The 17,479-nt window shown below is 47.9% G+C and carries 14 protein-coding genes; 10 read left to right on the forward strand and 4 right to left on the reverse strand.

Features of this window, described 5'->3' with window-relative positions; genetic code table 11:
* The 5 genes from HMPREF9194_RS00005 to HMPREF9194_RS00030 form a co-directional block, all read left to right on the forward strand.
* Window positions 1-792: leucine-rich repeat domain-containing protein (locus tag HMPREF9194_RS00005; RefSeq protein WP_016524310.1), on the forward strand; the 792-nt coding region annotated here is incomplete at its 5' end.
* Window positions 793-1,021: 229 nt separating this feature from the next.
* Window positions 1,022-1,459: a DUF6884 domain-containing protein gene (locus HMPREF9194_RS00010; protein ID WP_016524311.1), complete on the forward strand. Its 438-nt coding sequence runs from the start codon at window positions 1,022-1,024 to the stop codon at window positions 1,457-1,459.
* Window positions 1,460-2,102: 643 nt separating this feature from the next.
* Entirely contained in the window at window positions 2,103-2,840 is a 738-nt protein-coding gene (locus HMPREF9194_RS00020; RefSeq protein WP_016524312.1) for a DUF4469 domain-containing protein, read from the forward strand.
* Window positions 2,841-3,117: 277 nt separating this feature from the next.
* Window positions 3,118-4,410 (forward strand): MFS transporter, encoded by a 1,293-nt coding sequence (locus HMPREF9194_RS00025; RefSeq protein WP_016524313.1) that lies wholly within the window; start codon window positions 3,118-3,120, stop codon window positions 4,408-4,410.
* Between the two features lie 44 nt (window positions 4,411-4,454).
* Window positions 4,455-5,366, forward strand: coding sequence for a ChbG/HpnK family deacetylase (locus tag HMPREF9194_RS00030; protein ID WP_016524314.1), 912 nt, complete (start codon window positions 4,455-4,457; stop codon window positions 5,364-5,366).
* Here the strand turns inward: HMPREF9194_RS00030 and HMPREF9194_RS00035 are convergent.
* A complete protein-coding gene (locus HMPREF9194_RS00035) occupies window positions 5,345-6,232 on the reverse strand; it encodes a fructose bisphosphate aldolase (protein WP_016524315.1) in 888 nt (295 codons plus the stop codon). The two genes, HMPREF9194_RS00030 and HMPREF9194_RS00035, sit on opposite strands and share 22 nt — an antisense overlap.
* Before the next feature lie 107 nt (window positions 6,233-6,339).
* Between HMPREF9194_RS00035 and HMPREF9194_RS00040 the strand changes: the two genes are divergently transcribed.
* Genes HMPREF9194_RS00040 through HMPREF9194_RS00060 form a run of 5 tightly spaced genes read left to right on the forward strand, consistent with a single transcriptional unit; the run spans window position 6,340 to window position 11,326 of the window.
* The gene (locus tag HMPREF9194_RS00040; RefSeq protein WP_016524316.1) at window positions 6,340-6,675 is read left to right on the forward strand and encodes a nitrous oxide-stimulated promoter family protein; all 336 of its coding nucleotides are present in this window, start codon (window positions 6,340-6,342) and stop codon (window positions 6,673-6,675) included.
* On the forward strand, window positions 6,668-8,464 hold the full coding sequence (locus HMPREF9194_RS00045) for an ABC transporter ATP-binding protein/permease (RefSeq protein WP_016524317.1): 1,797 nt from the start codon (window positions 6,668-6,670) through the stop codon (window positions 8,462-8,464). Before HMPREF9194_RS00040 ends, HMPREF9194_RS00045 begins: the two co-directional genes overlap by 8 nt.
* Window positions 8,461-10,212 (forward strand): amino acid ABC transporter ATP-binding/permease protein, encoded by a 1,752-nt coding sequence (locus tag HMPREF9194_RS00050; protein ID WP_016524318.1) that lies wholly within the window; start codon window positions 8,461-8,463, stop codon window positions 10,210-10,212. The genes HMPREF9194_RS00045 and HMPREF9194_RS00050 overlap by 4 nt, the downstream gene beginning before the upstream one ends.
* Window positions 10,209-10,667 (forward strand): YbaN family protein, encoded by a 459-nt coding sequence (locus HMPREF9194_RS00055; protein WP_016524319.1) that lies wholly within the window; start codon window positions 10,209-10,211, stop codon window positions 10,665-10,667. Before HMPREF9194_RS00050 ends, HMPREF9194_RS00055 begins: the two co-directional genes overlap by 4 nt.
* A complete protein-coding gene (locus HMPREF9194_RS00060; RefSeq protein WP_016524320.1) occupies window positions 10,664-11,326 on the forward strand; it encodes a CAP domain-containing protein in 663 nt (220 codons plus the stop codon). Before HMPREF9194_RS00055 ends, HMPREF9194_RS00060 begins: the two co-directional genes overlap by 4 nt.
* A gap of 272 nt (window positions 11,327-11,598) precedes the next feature.
* On the opposite strand, the gene HMPREF9194_RS00065 is transcribed toward HMPREF9194_RS00060, so the two are convergent.
* The 3 genes from HMPREF9194_RS00065 to HMPREF9194_RS00075 form a co-directional block, all read right to left on the reverse strand.
* Window positions 11,599-13,662 (reverse strand): DUF262 and DUF1524 domain-containing protein, encoded by a 2,064-nt coding sequence (locus HMPREF9194_RS00065; RefSeq protein WP_016524321.1) that lies wholly within the window; start codon window positions 13,660-13,662, stop codon window positions 11,599-11,601.
* A 14-nt stretch (window positions 13,663-13,676) separates the two neighbouring features.
* Window positions 13,677-16,775 carry a type I restriction endonuclease subunit R gene (locus HMPREF9194_RS00070; RefSeq protein WP_016524322.1) on the reverse strand — a complete coding sequence of 1,033 codons (3,099 nt, stop codon included), beginning with the start codon at window positions 16,773-16,775 and terminating at the stop codon, window positions 13,677-13,679.
* A 54-nt stretch (window positions 16,776-16,829) separates the two neighbouring features.
* Window positions 16,830-17,479 (reverse strand): restriction endonuclease subunit S (locus HMPREF9194_RS00075; RefSeq protein WP_016524323.1); only part of this gene is annotated, 650 nt, incomplete at its 5' end.

The following is a 17,479-nucleotide window of genomic DNA, read 5'->3' on the forward strand; positions in this document are numbered from 1 at the left end:
AAAAATTGTACGGAGATAACGGGCACGGTAGTTTTACCTGCAAGCCTTAAGTACATCGACTATTATGCTTTTGAAAACTGTAATAAAGTCGACGCTTTTGATTTTACACACTGTACCCAGCTTACCGAAATCTGTTTCCATGCATTTGCAGAGTGTACAAAGATAACGGAGGTGAACTTACCCGCAAGCCTTACAACGATTTCAGCCAGCGCTTTTTCAGGCTGTACGAATCTTGCAACGCTTACGGTGGATGCGGCGAGTACACATTTACGCTCTAAAAACAATATCATCTACGATTACAATGAGACAAAACTCTTGTGCCGTGCGCCGAACGTAACGCAGGTTACCTTTCCCGCAACGCTTACGGAGATAGCCGAAGGTGTATTCACCAACTGTACGGGTTTAACGCAAGTGGATTTTTCGCAATGTACCGGTCTTACAAAAATCGGCGAAAGTGCGTTTTACGGCTGTACGGGTTTAACAAGCTTGAACTTACCTGCAAGCCTTGAAAGATTGGGAAACAGTGCCTTTAAAAATTGTACGGAGATAACGGGCACGGTAGTTTTACCTGCAAGCCTTAAGTACATCGACTATTATGCTTTTGAAAACTGTAATAAAGTCGACGCCTTCGATTTTACACAATGCACCCAGCTTACCGAAATCAGCTTCATGGCATTTGCAGAGTGTAAAGAGGATGCGATATTTACGGTAAAGAAGAGCAGCAATATAAAGAACTATTTGCTCGACAGCAAAAGCGGCATAAAAGCAAGCCAAATACGGGAAGTTCCCTGATAGGGGGAATATGATACAAAGCGCCGTCTGAAGGCTACTGCTTTTTATCTCGAGTTTGCACGGATGTTTGCGGAAGATATGTGTACGTATTATTTTGATGGAAATCGAATGAATACGATACAGTATAGTTTCGCAAACTCGATTATTGAACATGTGCGCTTTTGCGCACGGCTAAAAACTTTTTCGGAAGTTGCAACTTCCTGCAAAAGTTTTTATGGAAGGAAGAGAAATGAAAAAGATCGTATTGATTTCGTGTTCCAAAGAAAAAGAGCCGGGCAAACACAGGGCTGAAGATTTATACATAGGCAACTTATATAAAAAAGAACTCGCCTATGCTAAACACGTTATAAAACCCGATATGATATTCATTCTCTCGGATGAATATCATCTGCTCGAATTGCCGGCGGAAGTTGCGCGGTATGAAGTTGATCTAAAGAAACAGACCCCCGACGAACAAAAAGCATGGGCGCAAAAAGTCCTTGCTTCGTTAAAGGAAAAGACGGACATAGAAAAAGACGAGTTCATCATCCTTGCAGGGGAAACACACTTCCGATATTTAAAACCCGCGCTCAAAAACTGCAGCACGCCCCTGCACGAAAAGGGGCGTATCGGTGAACAAGAACATTGGCTCAAAGAAGAGCTTGCAAAACGGGGCATCAAAGTATAGCGGACTGCCCGAAGCAGCCGGCGTTTCAACAGGTAATTTGCCGTACTGTGTAATTGATAAATCCGTTACACAGTACAAATTATCAATTACATAAGGAGGTGAAAAAGACATAAAACACACAAGGTAAACCGTTTTCGCAGCATTGTTCTTCTTCGGGTTTGAAAATCGGGGTTCAGCCACAAATAATTTGGAAGAATTATCATGGCTGAAAGATAAAAACCGCCCGCTTTCTATTCTGCACCGTTTTAATGTACGATAAGGAAGCTGCTTGTTCACAGTGCGGGAAGGAGAGAGTGGGTTTAAGGGAGAGAGAGGAAACCCTGCCCTGAACGGGGTTGCCTCTCTCTCCCTTGAGGAGGCTGGGTTGAAGCTCGCGGTACAAATGGCACCGCTCGCTTCAACGCCGAGTTTGTTTGAAAAGTGCACGTCCTTGTACACTTTTCAACCCGAGTTTTGAGCGATGCTCAAAACATCGATTATCTACGGCTTTACCGGCGTCCATGCCGGAACAATGGCTGTATGTCGGGATTCTTAAGGGCGCCAGCCCTTAAGCGTTATTTGGAAGATGGAAGGGGTTTTAGGGGAAGGAAGAAACTTTTAGTCGCAAAAGTGTCTTCCTTCCCCTAAGAAAAGGAGGCTTTTTATGGCAAAAAAGAAGTTTGTGTGGGAAGTCTATTTGCGTCCGAATACGCTCACAAAGGACAATGACCGCGATTGTATCGCCGACGTTCATGCGCACGTTTCAACGCAGCGCAACGAAGACATTGCGGACATTATCACCAAGGAACGAAGCGAGTTCCGAAAAGAAACCATCTTGAGCATCCTCGGTTTACGCGACAAAGCGGTTAAAGACCTGATTCAGGCGGGCAACAGTTTTATGGACGGCCTTGTGCAGATAAGCCCGCGTGTGTCGGGCGTGTGGGAAACGGAAAACAGTCCCTACGACGAAAAAATCCACAAGAGGACGGTTGACCTTATCCCGACGGCCGACCTGCGCACCGCGCTCGACGCTATCGGCGTGAAAGTGCTCGGCGCAAAAGAAACGAGCGCGCGCATTACGGCAATCACCGACACGGCCACCGGCTTACACGACGGCACGCTCACCATCGGGGACGACATCATCATCGAAGGCGACAAGCTCAAAGTGAACGAAAAGGACGCTCAACAGGGCGTGTTCTTTAAAGCCGCCGACGGCACGGAACACAAAACAACACGGCGCCTGTCGGTCAATAAGCCCGGCCAAATCATCGCGCGCGTACCGGGATCGCTTTCGGCAGGCAAAACCACGGTCATTGTGCGAACAAAGTACACAAGCGGGGGCAAACCGCTCGCCGATATGCGTGAAATCGTCTTTAAACTTGCCTGTACTGCAAAAAACTAAACAGTCGATTGTTTGTGTGCCCGAGCGCTCGATCGGGCACAACCCTCCGTCGTGAGGGAGTGCAACCCTCCGTTCGGAGGGAAGTTCTCCCTCCGCCGTGAGGGAACATACCCCTCCGAGCGGCTCGCCGTCCCCGTTCGCCCGAGAAATCGGCATGAGTAAAAGAATCGAATGCGTACGTGTCGATTATTACAAACGTATGCGCATATTGACAACCCGTAACCCTTTGTTATATCTATAAAGCATATAAACGTTTATTGACAACAAGAGGCTTCCTATGAAACAACACAAAACGAACCCTTTCCGCTATGCCGTCGGTATGTTCGGAACATCGGTTCCCATCAACATGTTTAAAACCTATGCCGCGGCGTTTTACGTCATGGGTTTGGGCGTAACGACGGGACAGCTGGCAAAGGTATTGCTGATTTACACCTTCCTCGACATGATCGACAATCCCGTCTACGGATTTTTATCCGATAAAACGCACAGCCGCTGGGGAAGACGGCGCTTGTGGCTTGTAATCGGAACGCCCCTGTTGATTCTTTCGTTTATCGCGTTTTTTAACGTACCCTCTTTTATCGGGCCGAACAGCCTTTTCGCTTATATGCTGCTGACGTACATGCTGACCGGAACGCTCGATTCGCTTATCAACGCAAACTATGCGGCGCTGTTCCCCGAACTGTTCCGGACCGATGCCGAGCGCGCAAAAACGAATGCGCTGCGCCAAGCTTTCCAGCTGGTGGCAATGGTTATCAGCATTGCGCTCACGCCGATTGTTACGGAAAAAATCGGCTACGGCAAAACGGCTGTTATCTACGGATTGCTTGCCGGCGCGGTTATTTTGTACATGGCGATCGGATGTAAAGAACCGCCGCTCAATGATGATGCGGTAAAACCCAAGCTGTTTGCAACCCTGCGCGATATGTTTGCCGACCTGCGCTTTTGGCTGTTCGGCTTTACGAACGCTTTTTACAGCGCGGCTTTAGCCCTCGTTATGGCGGCGATTCCGTTTTACGTGCATTATACGCTGGGTTTGTCGGGAACGGCGAACACCGTTTTGCTCGGCGTCGTACTGCTTTTGGCGATGGGCTGTGTTGCCGTCTGGGCCGTTTTGGTTAAAAAGTTTACCCTTATGCCCGTGTGGCGTTCCGCGCTTATTTGGCTGGGCTTGGCCTTTATTCCGCTGTATTTTTCGAAAAACCTGTACGGCGCCGTCGTCGGCTGCATACTCATCGGAATGGGGTTTGCCGGCGTTATTACGACGATGGATCTTGTCGGCGCGCGGGTTATGGATGAAGATTTGCGCCGTCACGGCATAAAGCGCGAAGGCATTTATGCGAGCGCTATGGGCTTTATGAACCGGCTGAGCGGCTTGTTTACGGCAACCGGATTTTGGCTCGTCGGAACACTGTACGGCTTTGAAAGCGGGGAAGTGCCCGGGGATAGACCCGGCGATGCGGCGCGCTTTTTGCTGATTATTTTCCCCGTCGTATTAATGGCGTTCAGCGTTGCGGTTTCGCACCTGTTGCACTTTCCCGAGCCGGCGGGAAAAACCGGGCGAGACGAATAAATCGACGCGGACAAATCGGGGCGGATAAAGCGGAGCGCATAACAATGAAAAAACGATATTTGATTATAAGCGCGGACGATTTCGGTTATTGCGAATGCGTGAACGATGCGATTGTCGAATTGTTCCGCGCGGGACGGATTACCTCGTCGGGGATCCTTGCTCCTTCGCGATTGGCAAAAGAGGCGTGCGCTCTCGCCGCGCGCGAAAACCTGTCGGTCGGCGTCCACTGGACGCTTACGAACGAACGCGACGCCGGCGGTTCATGGAAACCCTGTGCCGGAGCGGAAAACGTTCCGAGCCTTGCCGACGGCGGCGTTTTGCCTGCCGATATTTCGGCATTAAAAAAGATGGACTCGCGCGAAGTCGACCTCGAGCTTGATGCGCAAGTGCGCTTTTTACTGCAAAACGGCGCGCCCCTCGACCATGCCGACAGTCATTGCGGCACCTTGTACGGTATCGGCGGAAGGCTTTTCTTTTTCAACGCGTTCCGTGCGTGCAGGCGCTACAAACTTCCGTTCCGCTTTGCGACGAACGACGCCTTCCTTGCGCGCCAATTCGAAAAACAACCCGATTTCGCCTTGCGTACCGCCCGTAAACTGATTACGTTTTGCGGCAAATTATACGGTGTATCTACGGTAAACGATTTTTTTTCCGAGCCGCATCCGTTTTCGCTTATTAAAGATGAAGACGAATTGCACGCGTACTATGAAAATCAGTTGGAAACTATCGTCGGAGAACGTGCCGAAATCTTTTTTCATCCTTCGCTGCCGGACGGCGATATGGAACGGAATGCCGAAGGCTGGACAAAACGCGTGTGGGAGTATAAGTATCTTCGCAGCGGAAAATTACTGCAAAAGGCGGAAAAACTCGGCTTTACCGTTGCCTCGTGGCGCGAAGCGTTTCCGCGCTTGCACCGCGAGGCGGCAGGTAAAAATCAGGTAATAGAGGCGCGGTAAATTCCTTCAATCGAATCGGCGAGCGTTTTTTCGAATTCCGCTTCGGACTGCTTTGCGTTTAAGCCTTCGGCAAGTGCGCGCGAAAAGCTTGCAATCATACCGTGGTTTTTTGCAAGCAGTTTGTTCGCTTCGTCGCGGCTGTATCCGCCGGAAAGAGCGACAACGCGCAGTACTTGCGGGTGTTCGATAAAATCCTTGTACAAATCCGTTTGGGTGGGAATGCTGAGCTTAAGCATAATGAAAACGTCTTTCGGCAATGTGTCGATGTGCGCTTTCAGTTCTTTTTTAAGCATGTTTTCGCATTCGGCCTTTGCGGGGCTGTGAATGTCGACTTCCGGCTCGATAATCGGCACCAAACCGTGCTTGGCAATCTGCAAGCCCAATTCGAACTGCTGATCGACAATTTTTTTAATGCCGGTCGCATTTGCTTCTTTTATAACCGAACGCATCTTTGTGCCGAACATGTGCTTTTTTACCGCACGTTCAAGCAGCGCATCCAAACCGGGAATCGGCTTCATAAGCTGAACGCCGTCGGCAAGGTCGGCCAAGCCTTTGTCCACTTTTAAGAAGGGCACAACGCCCTTTTTCTCCCACAGATAATCGCCGGTGGGCATGCCGCCGACTTCTCTGTCCATCGTTTGTTCGAATAAAATCGCGCCTAAAATTCTGTCGGAATTAAACGCTTTCGCGGTAATAATGCGCGTACGCATCGCGTGAACGAGGTCGAACATTTCTTTTTCGTTCGAATATTCGCTTTTGTCCACACCGTACAGAGCCAGTGCTTTGGGCGTGCTGCCGCCGCTTTGGTCGAGGGCCGCAATAAAGCCTTTGCCCGTGTGCATCCTGTCCGCTTGTTTTTTATTCATATAAACCTCCTGATACTGACACATCTGATAAAAATATAGTCTAAACTAACAAAAAATTCCAGTACTTTTATTGACGCGCAATGCCGTATTCGCTACGATAATCAGTGATGGATAACTTTTTGGAAGCCAAAACCGCGCATGAAAAAAAGATCCTCGGTGAGATGCTTCGGCTGTACTGCCGCAAAAAACACGGCGTAAAAGACGGTCTTTGCCCCGAATGCGGCGCACTGTATGCGTATGCGTGCGGGAAAATCGACCGCTGCCCTTTTATGAAAGAAAAGACTTTTTGCTCGGCGTGCAAGGTGCATTGCTACGGGCAGGAAATGAGGAATAAAATCAAAACGGTTATGCGGTTTTCGGGGCCGCGGATGATGTTGTATCATCCGCTTCTCGTTATAAAACATATGATCGTGGGCTTGCGGACAAGGAAAACGCATGATTAAAATTCGTCTTATAAAGCTTTTATCGCACGCGCAAAAGTTCGTGTTTTTGCAAGTGCTGTGCCGGTGGATTTCGCTTTTGTGTCAAATAGCGGTTGTTTTTTGCATAACCGACCTTGTGCAAAGGGTATTCGCGGGCGAGCCGATTGCCCCGATTGTTCCTTTATACGCCGGCGCCGCGGCGCTGTGCTTTGCCGTGCGTTTCGCATGCGACCGATTGTATGCCTCGTTTTCGTACAAGGCAAGCGCCGACGTTAAAATAACGCTGCGCAAACATATGTACGAAAAGTTGCTTCGTTTGGGCGCCTCATACCGGGACTCCGCACCGACTGCGGAAATCGTGCAGCTTGCCTCCGACGGCGTCGAACAGCTTGAAGTCTATTTCGGCAAATACCTTTCGCAGTTTTGCTACAGTTTGCTTGCACCCCTAACCCTGTTCGCGGTTTTGTCGTTTGTGAGCGTAAAGGCGAGCGCCGTCCTTTTGCTGTGCGTGCCGCTTATTCCGCTTTCGATTGTCGTGATTATGAAAATCGCAAAATTCCTTTTGCGAAAATACTGGGCGCTGTATGCAAAACTCGGCGACGGTTTTTTGGAAAATCTGCAGGGGCTGACGACTTTAAAAATCTATCGCGCCGACGAACAAAGAGCGGCCGAGATGGATAAAGAAGCCGAAAATTTCCGGCGCATTACGATGAAGGTGCTTTCGATGCAGCTGAACAGTACGAGCGTTATGGACATTATGGCTTACGGCGGCGCCGCAGCCGGAATGATTCTTGCCTTGAGCGAATTTGCGAGCGGCGGGCTTACGCTCGGCGGCTGCCTGATGATTGTTTTGCTTGCCGCCGAATTTTTTATTCCGCTGAGGCTCCTCGGGTCTTTTTTTCACGTTGCAATGAACGGCATGGCGGCGTCCGATAAAATATTCGCCCTGCTCGATGCACCGGAAGCACACGGGGTTTCCGAAGCAGGAACCGGCGCGGTTTCCGTCGCCGAACCTTCGCCCGGCGCCGAAAACTCCGTGCATGAAAATTCCCTCTGCGAAACCGCAATTGAATTTTCCGGCGTTTCGTTTGCGTATTCTCCCGAACGGAAAATCCTGAACGACGTTTCTCTCGTGTGCAAGTCCGAATCGCTGACCGCCATTGTCGGAAAATCGGGCTGCGGCAAAAGCACGATCGCCGGTCTTATCATGACGCGGAACAAGGGATATTCGGGCAGCATTCGATTCAACAATGCGGAACTTTCGTCTTTGGATGAAAGCACGGTTATGAATGCGGTGACGCTTGTTACGCACGAAAGCTACCTGTTTAAGGGAACGGTGGAATACAACCTGCGCATGGGAAAACAAAACGCGACGGAAGCCGAAATGGAAAACGTTTTGCGCAAAGTCAATTTGTGGGAATTTCTTCAAACGCAGCGGGGGCTGCAAACGGAGCTTGCCGAAAAAGGAAGTAATTTTTCGGGCGGACAGTGCCAGCGCCTCGCGCTTGCCCGCGCCCTTTTGCACGACAGCGGCGCCTACGTGTTCGATGAAGCGACGTCGAATATAGATGCCGAAAGCGAAGAAATGATTATGAATGTGATAAAAGAAGCTGCGAAAAAAAAGACGATTGTGTTTATTTCGCATAAGCTGTCGAATGTTGCCGACGCATCGCGCATTTATATGCTCGACGCGGGGCGTGTCATAGAATCGGGTACGCACGCCGAACTTATAAAACAAAACGGCGCGTATGCCGCACTCTACGGCGAACAGCATTTTCTTGAAACCTATGCGGCGGAGGCGGCAAGATGAACGACGGCAAGATAAACGACAGCGGGATATACGGTACGGTGCGGCAAAGTGCGCGCACGCGTGCATGCCCGCGTGCAAAAAAACGGAACGCCTTTGCCGTTATGGCGCGCCTTATCGTTCTTATTCGCAGCCTCATTCCGGTTATGCTGCTTGCGGTTGTGTTCGGCAGTATCGGGCATTTGTGCGCGATAGCGTTAACCGTATCGGCGGCGGCAGGGATCGCGGACATCGCCGGAATTGCCGGACAAAGCGCGCTGCCGGCGCCGCTGCGCCTTTTGCCGTATCTTTTAATCGCTTTTGCCGTGTGCCGCGGCGCCTTTCATTATGCCGAGCAGTACTGCAATCACTTTATAGCCTTTAAACTGCTTGCCGTCATACGGCACCGCGTTTTTGCAAAGCTGCGCGAACTGTGCCCGGCAAAACTCGACGGCAAAGACAAGGGCAACCTCATTGCCGTCATAACCTCCGACATTGAACAGCTCGAAGTGTTTTATGCGCATACGCTTTCTCCCGTTGCAATCGCCGTTGCCGTATGCGCCTGCATGACCGTTTTTATTTGGCGCGGCAGTGCCGCAGCCGGCATAACCGCCTTGTGCGCGTACCTGACGGTCGGCGCCCTTATTCCGCTTGTCAACGCAAAACTCGGCAAAGAAGACGGGCTGACTTTCCGCAATGCGTTCGGCGCATTGAGCGCCTTTGTGCTCGATTCGCTGCGCGGTCTTGACGAAACCATTCAGTACGGCTGCGGCAAAAAGCGCACGGAAGAATTGGAACAAAAATCGCACGAACTGACGCGTACGCAAAAAAAACTTTCCGCGCTCGAATCGTACCAAAGCGCTTTTACGAACCTTGTTATTCTCGGCTTTGACGCCGCAGTCTTTTGCATTATGTTTCGCGCCTTTTTTGCCGGTTCCTGTTCCCTCGGAAGCGCCGTCGTAACGACCGTCGCCTTGATGAGTTCGTTCGGGCCTGTCGTTGCCCTTTCGAATCTTTCGAACAATCTGATGCAAACCCTCGCAAGCGGCGAACGCGTTTTGTCGCTGCTCGACGAAAAGCCGATCGTCGAAGAAGTACGGAACGGCGAAAGCGTTTCGGTAAAAGATGCCGAGGTTTCGCACGTCGATTTTTCATACGGCAAAGAAAATATTTTAACCGATTTTTCGCTTTCGGTTCCTGCCGGCAAAATCTTAGGCATACACGGACCGTCCGGCTGCGGAAAATCGACCCTGCTCAAATTGCTCATGCGCTTTTGGGACGTGCAGTCGGGAAGCGTCGCGCTTTCGGGAACGGATATCCGCCGCATAAAGACGGACGCCCTGCGCGCAGGCCAATCCTTCGTAACGCAGGAAACCGCGTTGTTCCGCGATACGATTGCACACAACATCGCCGTCGGCAAACCCGGAGCCTTCCGCGAAGAAATAATCGATGCGGCAAAAAAAGCGTCGCTGCACGAATTTGTCGCATCGCTGCCGAACGGATACGACACGGAAGTCGGGGAATTGGGCGCGACGCTGTCCGGCGGGGAACGGCAGCGCATAGGGCTTGCCCGCGCCTTTTTGCACAATGCGCCGCTTATGCTTTTGGACGAGCCCACAAGCAACCTCGACGCGCTGAACGAAGGCATTATTTTAAAATCGCTTAAAGAAACATCAAAAGACAAAACGGTCGTTATCGTATCGCACCGGAGATCGACGCTGAACATTGCTCGTGCCGTTGTCGAAATGCAAAAGGACGGAAAAAAACAGTGAAAAATCCGCTTCGTTATATATGGCTTTTACTCGGTTTTATCAGCTTCGCCATCGGTACCGTCGGAATCGTGTTGCCGATTCTTCCGACCTTTCCGTTTTATTTGGCAGCGCTGTTTTGCTTTGCAAAAAGTTCAAAAAGGCTGTATGATTGGTTTATCAATCATCCGTTGTATAAAAAATATTTGGAACGATTTCTTCAGCGCAGGCCGATGACGTGGACGGCGAAGGCTGCGGTTCTTGTTCCGCTGAGTGCAGCCATGCTTGTCGGCTTTATTATGATGAAACGGGTTCCCGTCGGAAGAATTTGTCTTGCGGTTATATGGCTTTTTCATGTAATCTACTTTATATTCGGTATCAAAACGGAGCATGAAGAAACGTCGGATGAAAAACCGCTGTGTGAAAATCCGCGGCAGCCGGATAAAAAACGTTTGGAAAATTCAGAGGTAAAATCATGAAAAAACGGTTTGTTGCATCGCTCCCGCTTGTGTTTTTATCGTTGCTGTTTATGTCGTGTCCGCTCGACGGGAATGGCTGGGATTTTAGCGATTTGGGAACTTATGACGAAAAAACGGCATGGACAAAGAGTTTCGTCGACACAGCCCGGTCCGCTACCTATCTTTCGGATTTGGAAAAAGATGTAATTCTCGAAATAAATAAGGCTCGTACTAATCCGCGCGCATATGCCGCTCTCTATTTACTGCCGTATGTTACCAACGGTACCGCAAGCAACGCTATGAAAGAGTGCATTATAAAAATGAAGATAATGAAGCCGATAGTTCCATTGCAGCCCGGGAAGGGGCTGACACTTGCTGCCAAAGAATGGGTCGAGCTGCAGGGACCGAGCGGATATATAGGACACGACAACATGTTTTGGGATCGTCTTGATAAACATTGTTATTTTTGGGGATGGAAAGGCGAAAATATTTCCTATGGTTACAACGATGCAAAGACAATCGTTATTACGCTTTTGGAAGATAAAAACGTATCGGACCGCGGACACCGTAAAAATATCTTAGATCCGCGTTTCGCCTATATTGGCGTCGGTTTCGGTCCGCACAAAAAATACGGCCATATGTGCGTGCAGGATTTTACGGGAGGGTATAAGGATAAATAAGGGAAAGAGGTTTGTAAAGTGCCGCATAGTTTTATTGCTGTTATTGGTGTGTCTATAATATAATGCTGTCAGCACATTTCGATTAACAAAATAAATATAAGAATGCGGAAGATAAACCCCTCTATGTGTTAAAAGCGAAAAAGAGTTTTGAAAGCACACACGATGCATCGTACTTTAAGGGAAATGAAGGTATTTTCTTACGGTGTTTTGGAAACCCGCCCTTATATGCGGGCGCTGCTAGGTGATTTTAACAGTATGAAAATTTGCTGAATTTATTCTTCGTCTTGCAGCATGAACGCCTGTTCGACGATAGCCATTACATCATCAAGTTCATCCAAACTGCTTAAACTGACTTCGACATCACCATTACCCCACTTGCCGACATTTGATATGTCTTTACAAATTCCTTTCGGATCGATGACATCGGAAAATTTCATATTCACTGTTAGAGTGAGTCGCGCTTTTTGAATAATCACATCTACAAAATTAGTATCGAGTTTGTATGCGATATACATTTTTTTAAATTCTCTTCTCACATAGGTACTGAGATTGAGAATTCGGATGTTAACTTTTTCAAAAAGCATACGGTTAAACGCATTCAAGTGCTGATAACTTTCAAGGGTATATTCCGATACGCTATCTTTTTGCTTACGGTAAGGAGCAAGTTCAGCCTCCGTGAGTGTCGGGTAAGGCCATACCTTTTTGGCAATTTCGCCAAGCTGAACCGCGCGCTCATTGATCTGCCTCTCGCTCCAGGAGGCCTGAGCGACGACATATTTATTCAGACGGAGCGCGCTCTGTCTGAAACCGCCGTCTATTGTCAGTTTGTCGGTAAACGGTAAATCGCTCATTTCGGAATTGTATGCCGTCAATGTAAGATTACCGATCGTATGCAGATACTTTTTTTGAATTTCATTCCATCTATCGCCAAGCGCGGACACCCACTCTGCACAAAGGTGAGGGTTTTGCGGGATGATATGCTCAATGCTCAAATTTTCCGGAACAACGGCCGACTTGTTATCCCAATTTTCAAGTCGTCCAAGGATATAGCGGCATCGACTCATATTGTAAATATCGCGTTTTAGGAAAGCATCAAAGAAATGTTCGTCGTCCGGAAACTCTTTGTAGGAGTCGAGCAAAATAAAAAACGCTTTTACCGAGTTCAAGTAGTCGTCCGATTTGATGTCATTTTTCATTGTGGCGAAGGTTTTATTCAGCGAGTTCGTCGGAATGTCGCAAACTGCGCGGCGCAAGACGTAGCTCACGCAAAGCAGTAGAATCTCTCGCAGTTCTTCAATTGTTATTAAACCATTGTCACAGTCTTCATGTACTTTCAGCAAAAACGGATAAGCAACTTCCATGCGAATCGATTTTATATCGCCGTACAACGATTTCAGTACGGGATCGTCGCTTTTGACAAAATACATATCCGTATAGTATTTTGCGAATCTGTAAATATCTCGGCACAGATCGCGAACACTCAGCTTATCGGCATGATGGTAGGCACGGAACTCCTTGTATACTTCGTTTTTCCGGGGAATTCTGCCTAATTTTATTGTAAGATAGTCGCGAAAAAAATTATCCAGCAATTCACTCTGGTGTTCGTAATCGAAAAGCTGCTCAATCGGCTGCCAGATGTTATTGTAAATATCCGACTGAGTGATAGAATCAACCCCCATCAGCAAGTGATTACGGATAAGATCGGAATCTTTCAAATCCATACCGGTAGAATTCAAGCTCTCGAAAATCGCCTGCGGATCGTCGTACTGACGATCGAGAACGATATCTACGATTTGCAGTTTCCCGATAGCGTTGTAGAGGTCGGCCGGCGCAACCTCAGCCTTGTTAATTCTGTCGAAGAAAAAAGTGTAATTATCCACTACGCGGGATTTGAGTGAGTCGGGAATCGGGGAGCCCTCGATCTTTTTTATCAGGGTATTCCTGTCGGTTTGTGTGAGAAGCAGCTTGTATTTAGCGTCGCCCGTTTCATATTGATTTATGAGCAGCGTGTCCGTTATTTTGTTGGGATTTGTCCCGCAGTCCGGGTGTTCCGCCGCGTAGTCACGCAAGGCGACGAGAAGAAGCGTTACCGTTGTAAGCCGCTGTTGTCCGTCAATAAGCATCGCCTGGGTAGAGCCTGCTGCCGCATCTTCATCGATACGGACAATCGAGCCCAAAAAATGTCCCTCTTTGTGTGTAGTATGAAGATTTACGATGTCGTTCCAGAGGCGGGTACATTGTTCACGTTCCCAATTGTATGTTCTTTGATATAGCGGTATCAGGTATTGGCATGTTCCGCCAAGATATTTGTAGATAGTGCTTTTAAAAGCATTCATTGTTCAATTCTCCCTTAATTATCCGCCCACAGTTCGCATTGGCCGATAACGGTTGCGATTGCATCTTCCATGCCTTCGGGCGGATATTTATATTTTCTTAATAATTTTTTTACCATCCGACGCATACCGGCGCGTGCGGATTCTTTTTTCTGCCAGTCGATAGTGCGGTTTTTACGGAGCATATCCGTAAGTTCGCGGGTCATCGCAACGAGTTCTTCGTTGGCATAGAAATCTTTAACCGCTTCGGGGCGGGTCAGGGCATCATAAAACGCCGACTCTTCTTCGGTGAGCCCCATTGCTTTCCCTTCGGCCGAAGCTTCCGCCATCTCTTTCGCCATTTGCATCAGTTCGGCTATAACTTCTTCGTTTGAGAGCATTCCGTTGAGGTACGCTTTCATCGCGCGCGAGAGCATCTCGGAGAACTTTTCACTTTTGACGAGATTCGTTTTGCGGTAGAGAGATACTTGCTCGGCCAGCAGTTTTTTCAAAATCTCGACAGCGAGATTTTTTTCTTTCATTTTGGCGATTTCTTCAAGGAATTTGGGATCAAAGAGAGAAAAATCCGTATCGGCGCCCGAAAATAAATTGATAACACCTTCACTCCGAATACTTGCCTTTAATAGTTCGTTGATGCGGGCATTTATTTCTTTTAGAGATAAAGGTGTGTTTTCTCCGGTGATACGGGTAAGTAAGGTACGCACCGCTTCAAAGTAAGCTGCTTCAAACCGCTGTGAAGACGTAAGAAGCGATCGGCAAAGTGATAAAGCTTGTCGGAGGAGCATTGCCTCTTTGATAAAAGTATCTTTGCGATTCGTTACATTGCCGTAAGCGATTGGGGGCTCGGCAACCATTAAAGCCGCTTTATGGCCGTCTTCATTCAACTCGGCGGGATGCAAAGGAATATTTACAGCGGTCAAAAAGTTTACTCCACCGCTGATCAATTTTGCGCGGGTGAGGTCGGTTGCGGATTCCTTTATAAAGCCGGAATAGTCAAAACCGTGAAAAAGGTCACGACAAATCTCGAGCTTTTCGATAAATTTGGGCAATGCGGTTTTTGCAATATCCTGTTCGCCGTAATTTTGCTTGTCGCGATTGGTATAGTCATTCATTGCCTGTTTTAAGGCCCCTGCAATACCGACGTAATCGACTACCAGGCCGCCCTCTTTATTTTTGTAAACCCGATTGACACGAGCGATTGCCTGCATAAGATTGTGCCCTGCCATCGGTTTATAGACGTACATCGTAGCAAGAGACGGCACATCAAAACCGGTCAGCCACATGTCTACCACAATGACAATTTTGAAAGGGTCATTGTCGTCTTTGAACTTTTTTGCCATCTCATCTTTATGACGTTTATTTCCGATTAGTTCGTGCCATTGTTCAGGATCGTTATTGCTCGAAGTCATCACTACGCCGAGTTTTTCGATCCATTCGGGACGTATTTCAAGCAGTTTTCGATAAATACGTATCGCAATCGGGCGAGAATAAGCGACAATCATCGCCTTGCCCGTAAGTTCGTGCTGCCGGTTTTCCTCATAGTGTTTAACAATATCTTCGCATAAAGCGGTAACGGTCTGCTCCGCACCGAGAATGCTGTCCATTCTGCCGAGTTCTTTTTTGCTCTTTTCGATGGCATACGGTTCGGCATGTTCGGACATGATTTCGTATTCCGCATCGATAAGATGCAGAACATCTTCGTCCAGTTTTAAATGGATAACGCGGCTTTCATAATAGACAGGACGGGTCGCACCGTCTTCTACGGCTTGGGTCATATCGTAGACATCAATGTAGTTGCCGAAAACTTCGATAGTGGAACGGTCTTTAGCGGATATAGGCGTTCCCGTAAAGCCTATATAAGTCGCATTAGGCAGACTGTTGCGGATAATCCGCGCTGTCCCGCGGATAATTCGGCCTGTTGTCGTATCGATTTTTTCTTCCAAGCCGTACTGACCGCGGTGAGCTTCATCAGCCATTACAATAATGTTGCGGCGCACGGAAAGAGGTTCGGAAGATTCTTCAAACTTCTGCATTGTGGTAAAGATAATGCCGTTTGCAGCCCGTGCAGCAAGCAGGTTTTTCAAATGTTTGCGGCTTTCAGCCTGTTCGGGCTTCTGGCGTAAAAAATCGGAACATTTGGCAAACTGCCCGAAAAGTTGATTGTCCAAGTCGTTGCGATCGGTAAGCACTACGATCGTCGGCGATTTTAAAGATTCTTGCAGCAAGTGTGCATAAAATACCATCGATAAAGATTTCCCACTGCCTTGAGTATGCCAAAACACACCGGCGCGTCCGTCCGTTTTGATTGCTTTGTCGGTAGAGATGACAGCCTTTTTTACGGCAAAATATTGATGGTAGGCTCCGAGGATTTTTCTGTCGCCTGAAAAGCAAATAAAGTTTTTAATGATATCCGGCAAACGTATTTTATCGAATATTCCTTCAATAAAGGTGTCGAATTGGGCATATCGGGTGTTTTCGTAGCTGCCGTCTTTTGTTTTCCACTCCATAAAGCGATCTTCGTCGGCGGTGATTGTCCCTGCTTTTGACGTTGCAAGGTCGCTCATTACACAAAAGGCATTATAGGCGAACAAGCACGGTATTTCGTTCATGTAATTGCGAAGTTGCCGAAATGCTTCCGAAGCGTCGGTTTCTTCTCGACTGGGTGACTTCAACTCGAATACTACAACGGGTAAACCGTTCAAAAATACGATAACATCCGGCCTTTTTTCGCTGTTTTCGGTGATTGTCCACTGATTGGCGACGGTAAAAGCGTTGCGATTCTCATTTTCGTAATCGACAAGATGTACCAAAGCGGATAGCCGTTCGCCTTCATGGAAGTAATTTACGCTTACGCCGTTTTGGAGGTAGTCCATAAATCGTATATTTTTTTGTACTATCGTACCGCTTTCAAGACTCCGCAGCTTATAAACCGCTTCGCCAAGGGCATTTTCAGGCAATCCGGGATTTATGCGCCGTAAAGCGGGCATAAGCTCGTCTACATATAGAGGGTCGGCATGGTTGCGTTCGATATCGGGACCGTAAACATAGTTGTAACCCAATATGTCGCGAAACACCGCGATTACCGCCTTTTCATAGTCTGCCTCTGTGTACGACATAGAAATACCCCTTTCTTTTATATTCTATATCGAAACCCCTCAAGAAGTAAACAATCATTTAGCATCCTCGAGGTCGGTTACCGATAATTTACCGGACATTAGACGGGGTAAGAGAGTATCGCGAATTGCTGCGAGACAGGCGGTTTCAAGTTTAAGCTGTCCGAGCGTTGTCTGTATATCCGTGTAGTAACAATTAAACTTTCGCACAAAATCAATTGGAGGATATGATATTTGAATAAGTGCAAAATTATCATAGCTCAATGATTGTCTAACTGACCCGGATGCTCGTATACGTAATTCTTCTTGAAAATTTGGCAATTTTAAGAAGAATCGAAAAAAATTGTGGTATTCAGGTTCAGAACGGAAAACAATATAAACAGGGCTAACGCACCCTGCAAAACCAAAGGTGTTTATCCCAATCGATCCGATATTGACGCGGGCGGGATTGTAAGCAAAGTCATTAGGCTCGACAACAATATATCTGCCAATATCTTTACTATAAACCTGTTTCGTAAAGAACTCTTCTGAAAGCACAAGATTACCTGTTCTTACCGCAGATAATACTGGCAAATATTGATTCTTGACCTTTGTTCGGATTTCTTGGATAACAGTACCGAGCTTAACGCTTTTCCAGTTATTGGAGGCATTATCCACAAACCACGATTTAAAAATCGCCTGCGCTATCTGCTCTAAATGATTGTTTA

The organism is Treponema maltophilum ATCC 51939 (genome assembly GCF_000413055.1).
GTDB classification, from domain to species: domain Bacteria; phylum Spirochaetota; class Spirochaetia; order Treponematales; family Treponemataceae; genus Treponema_C; species Treponema_C maltophilum.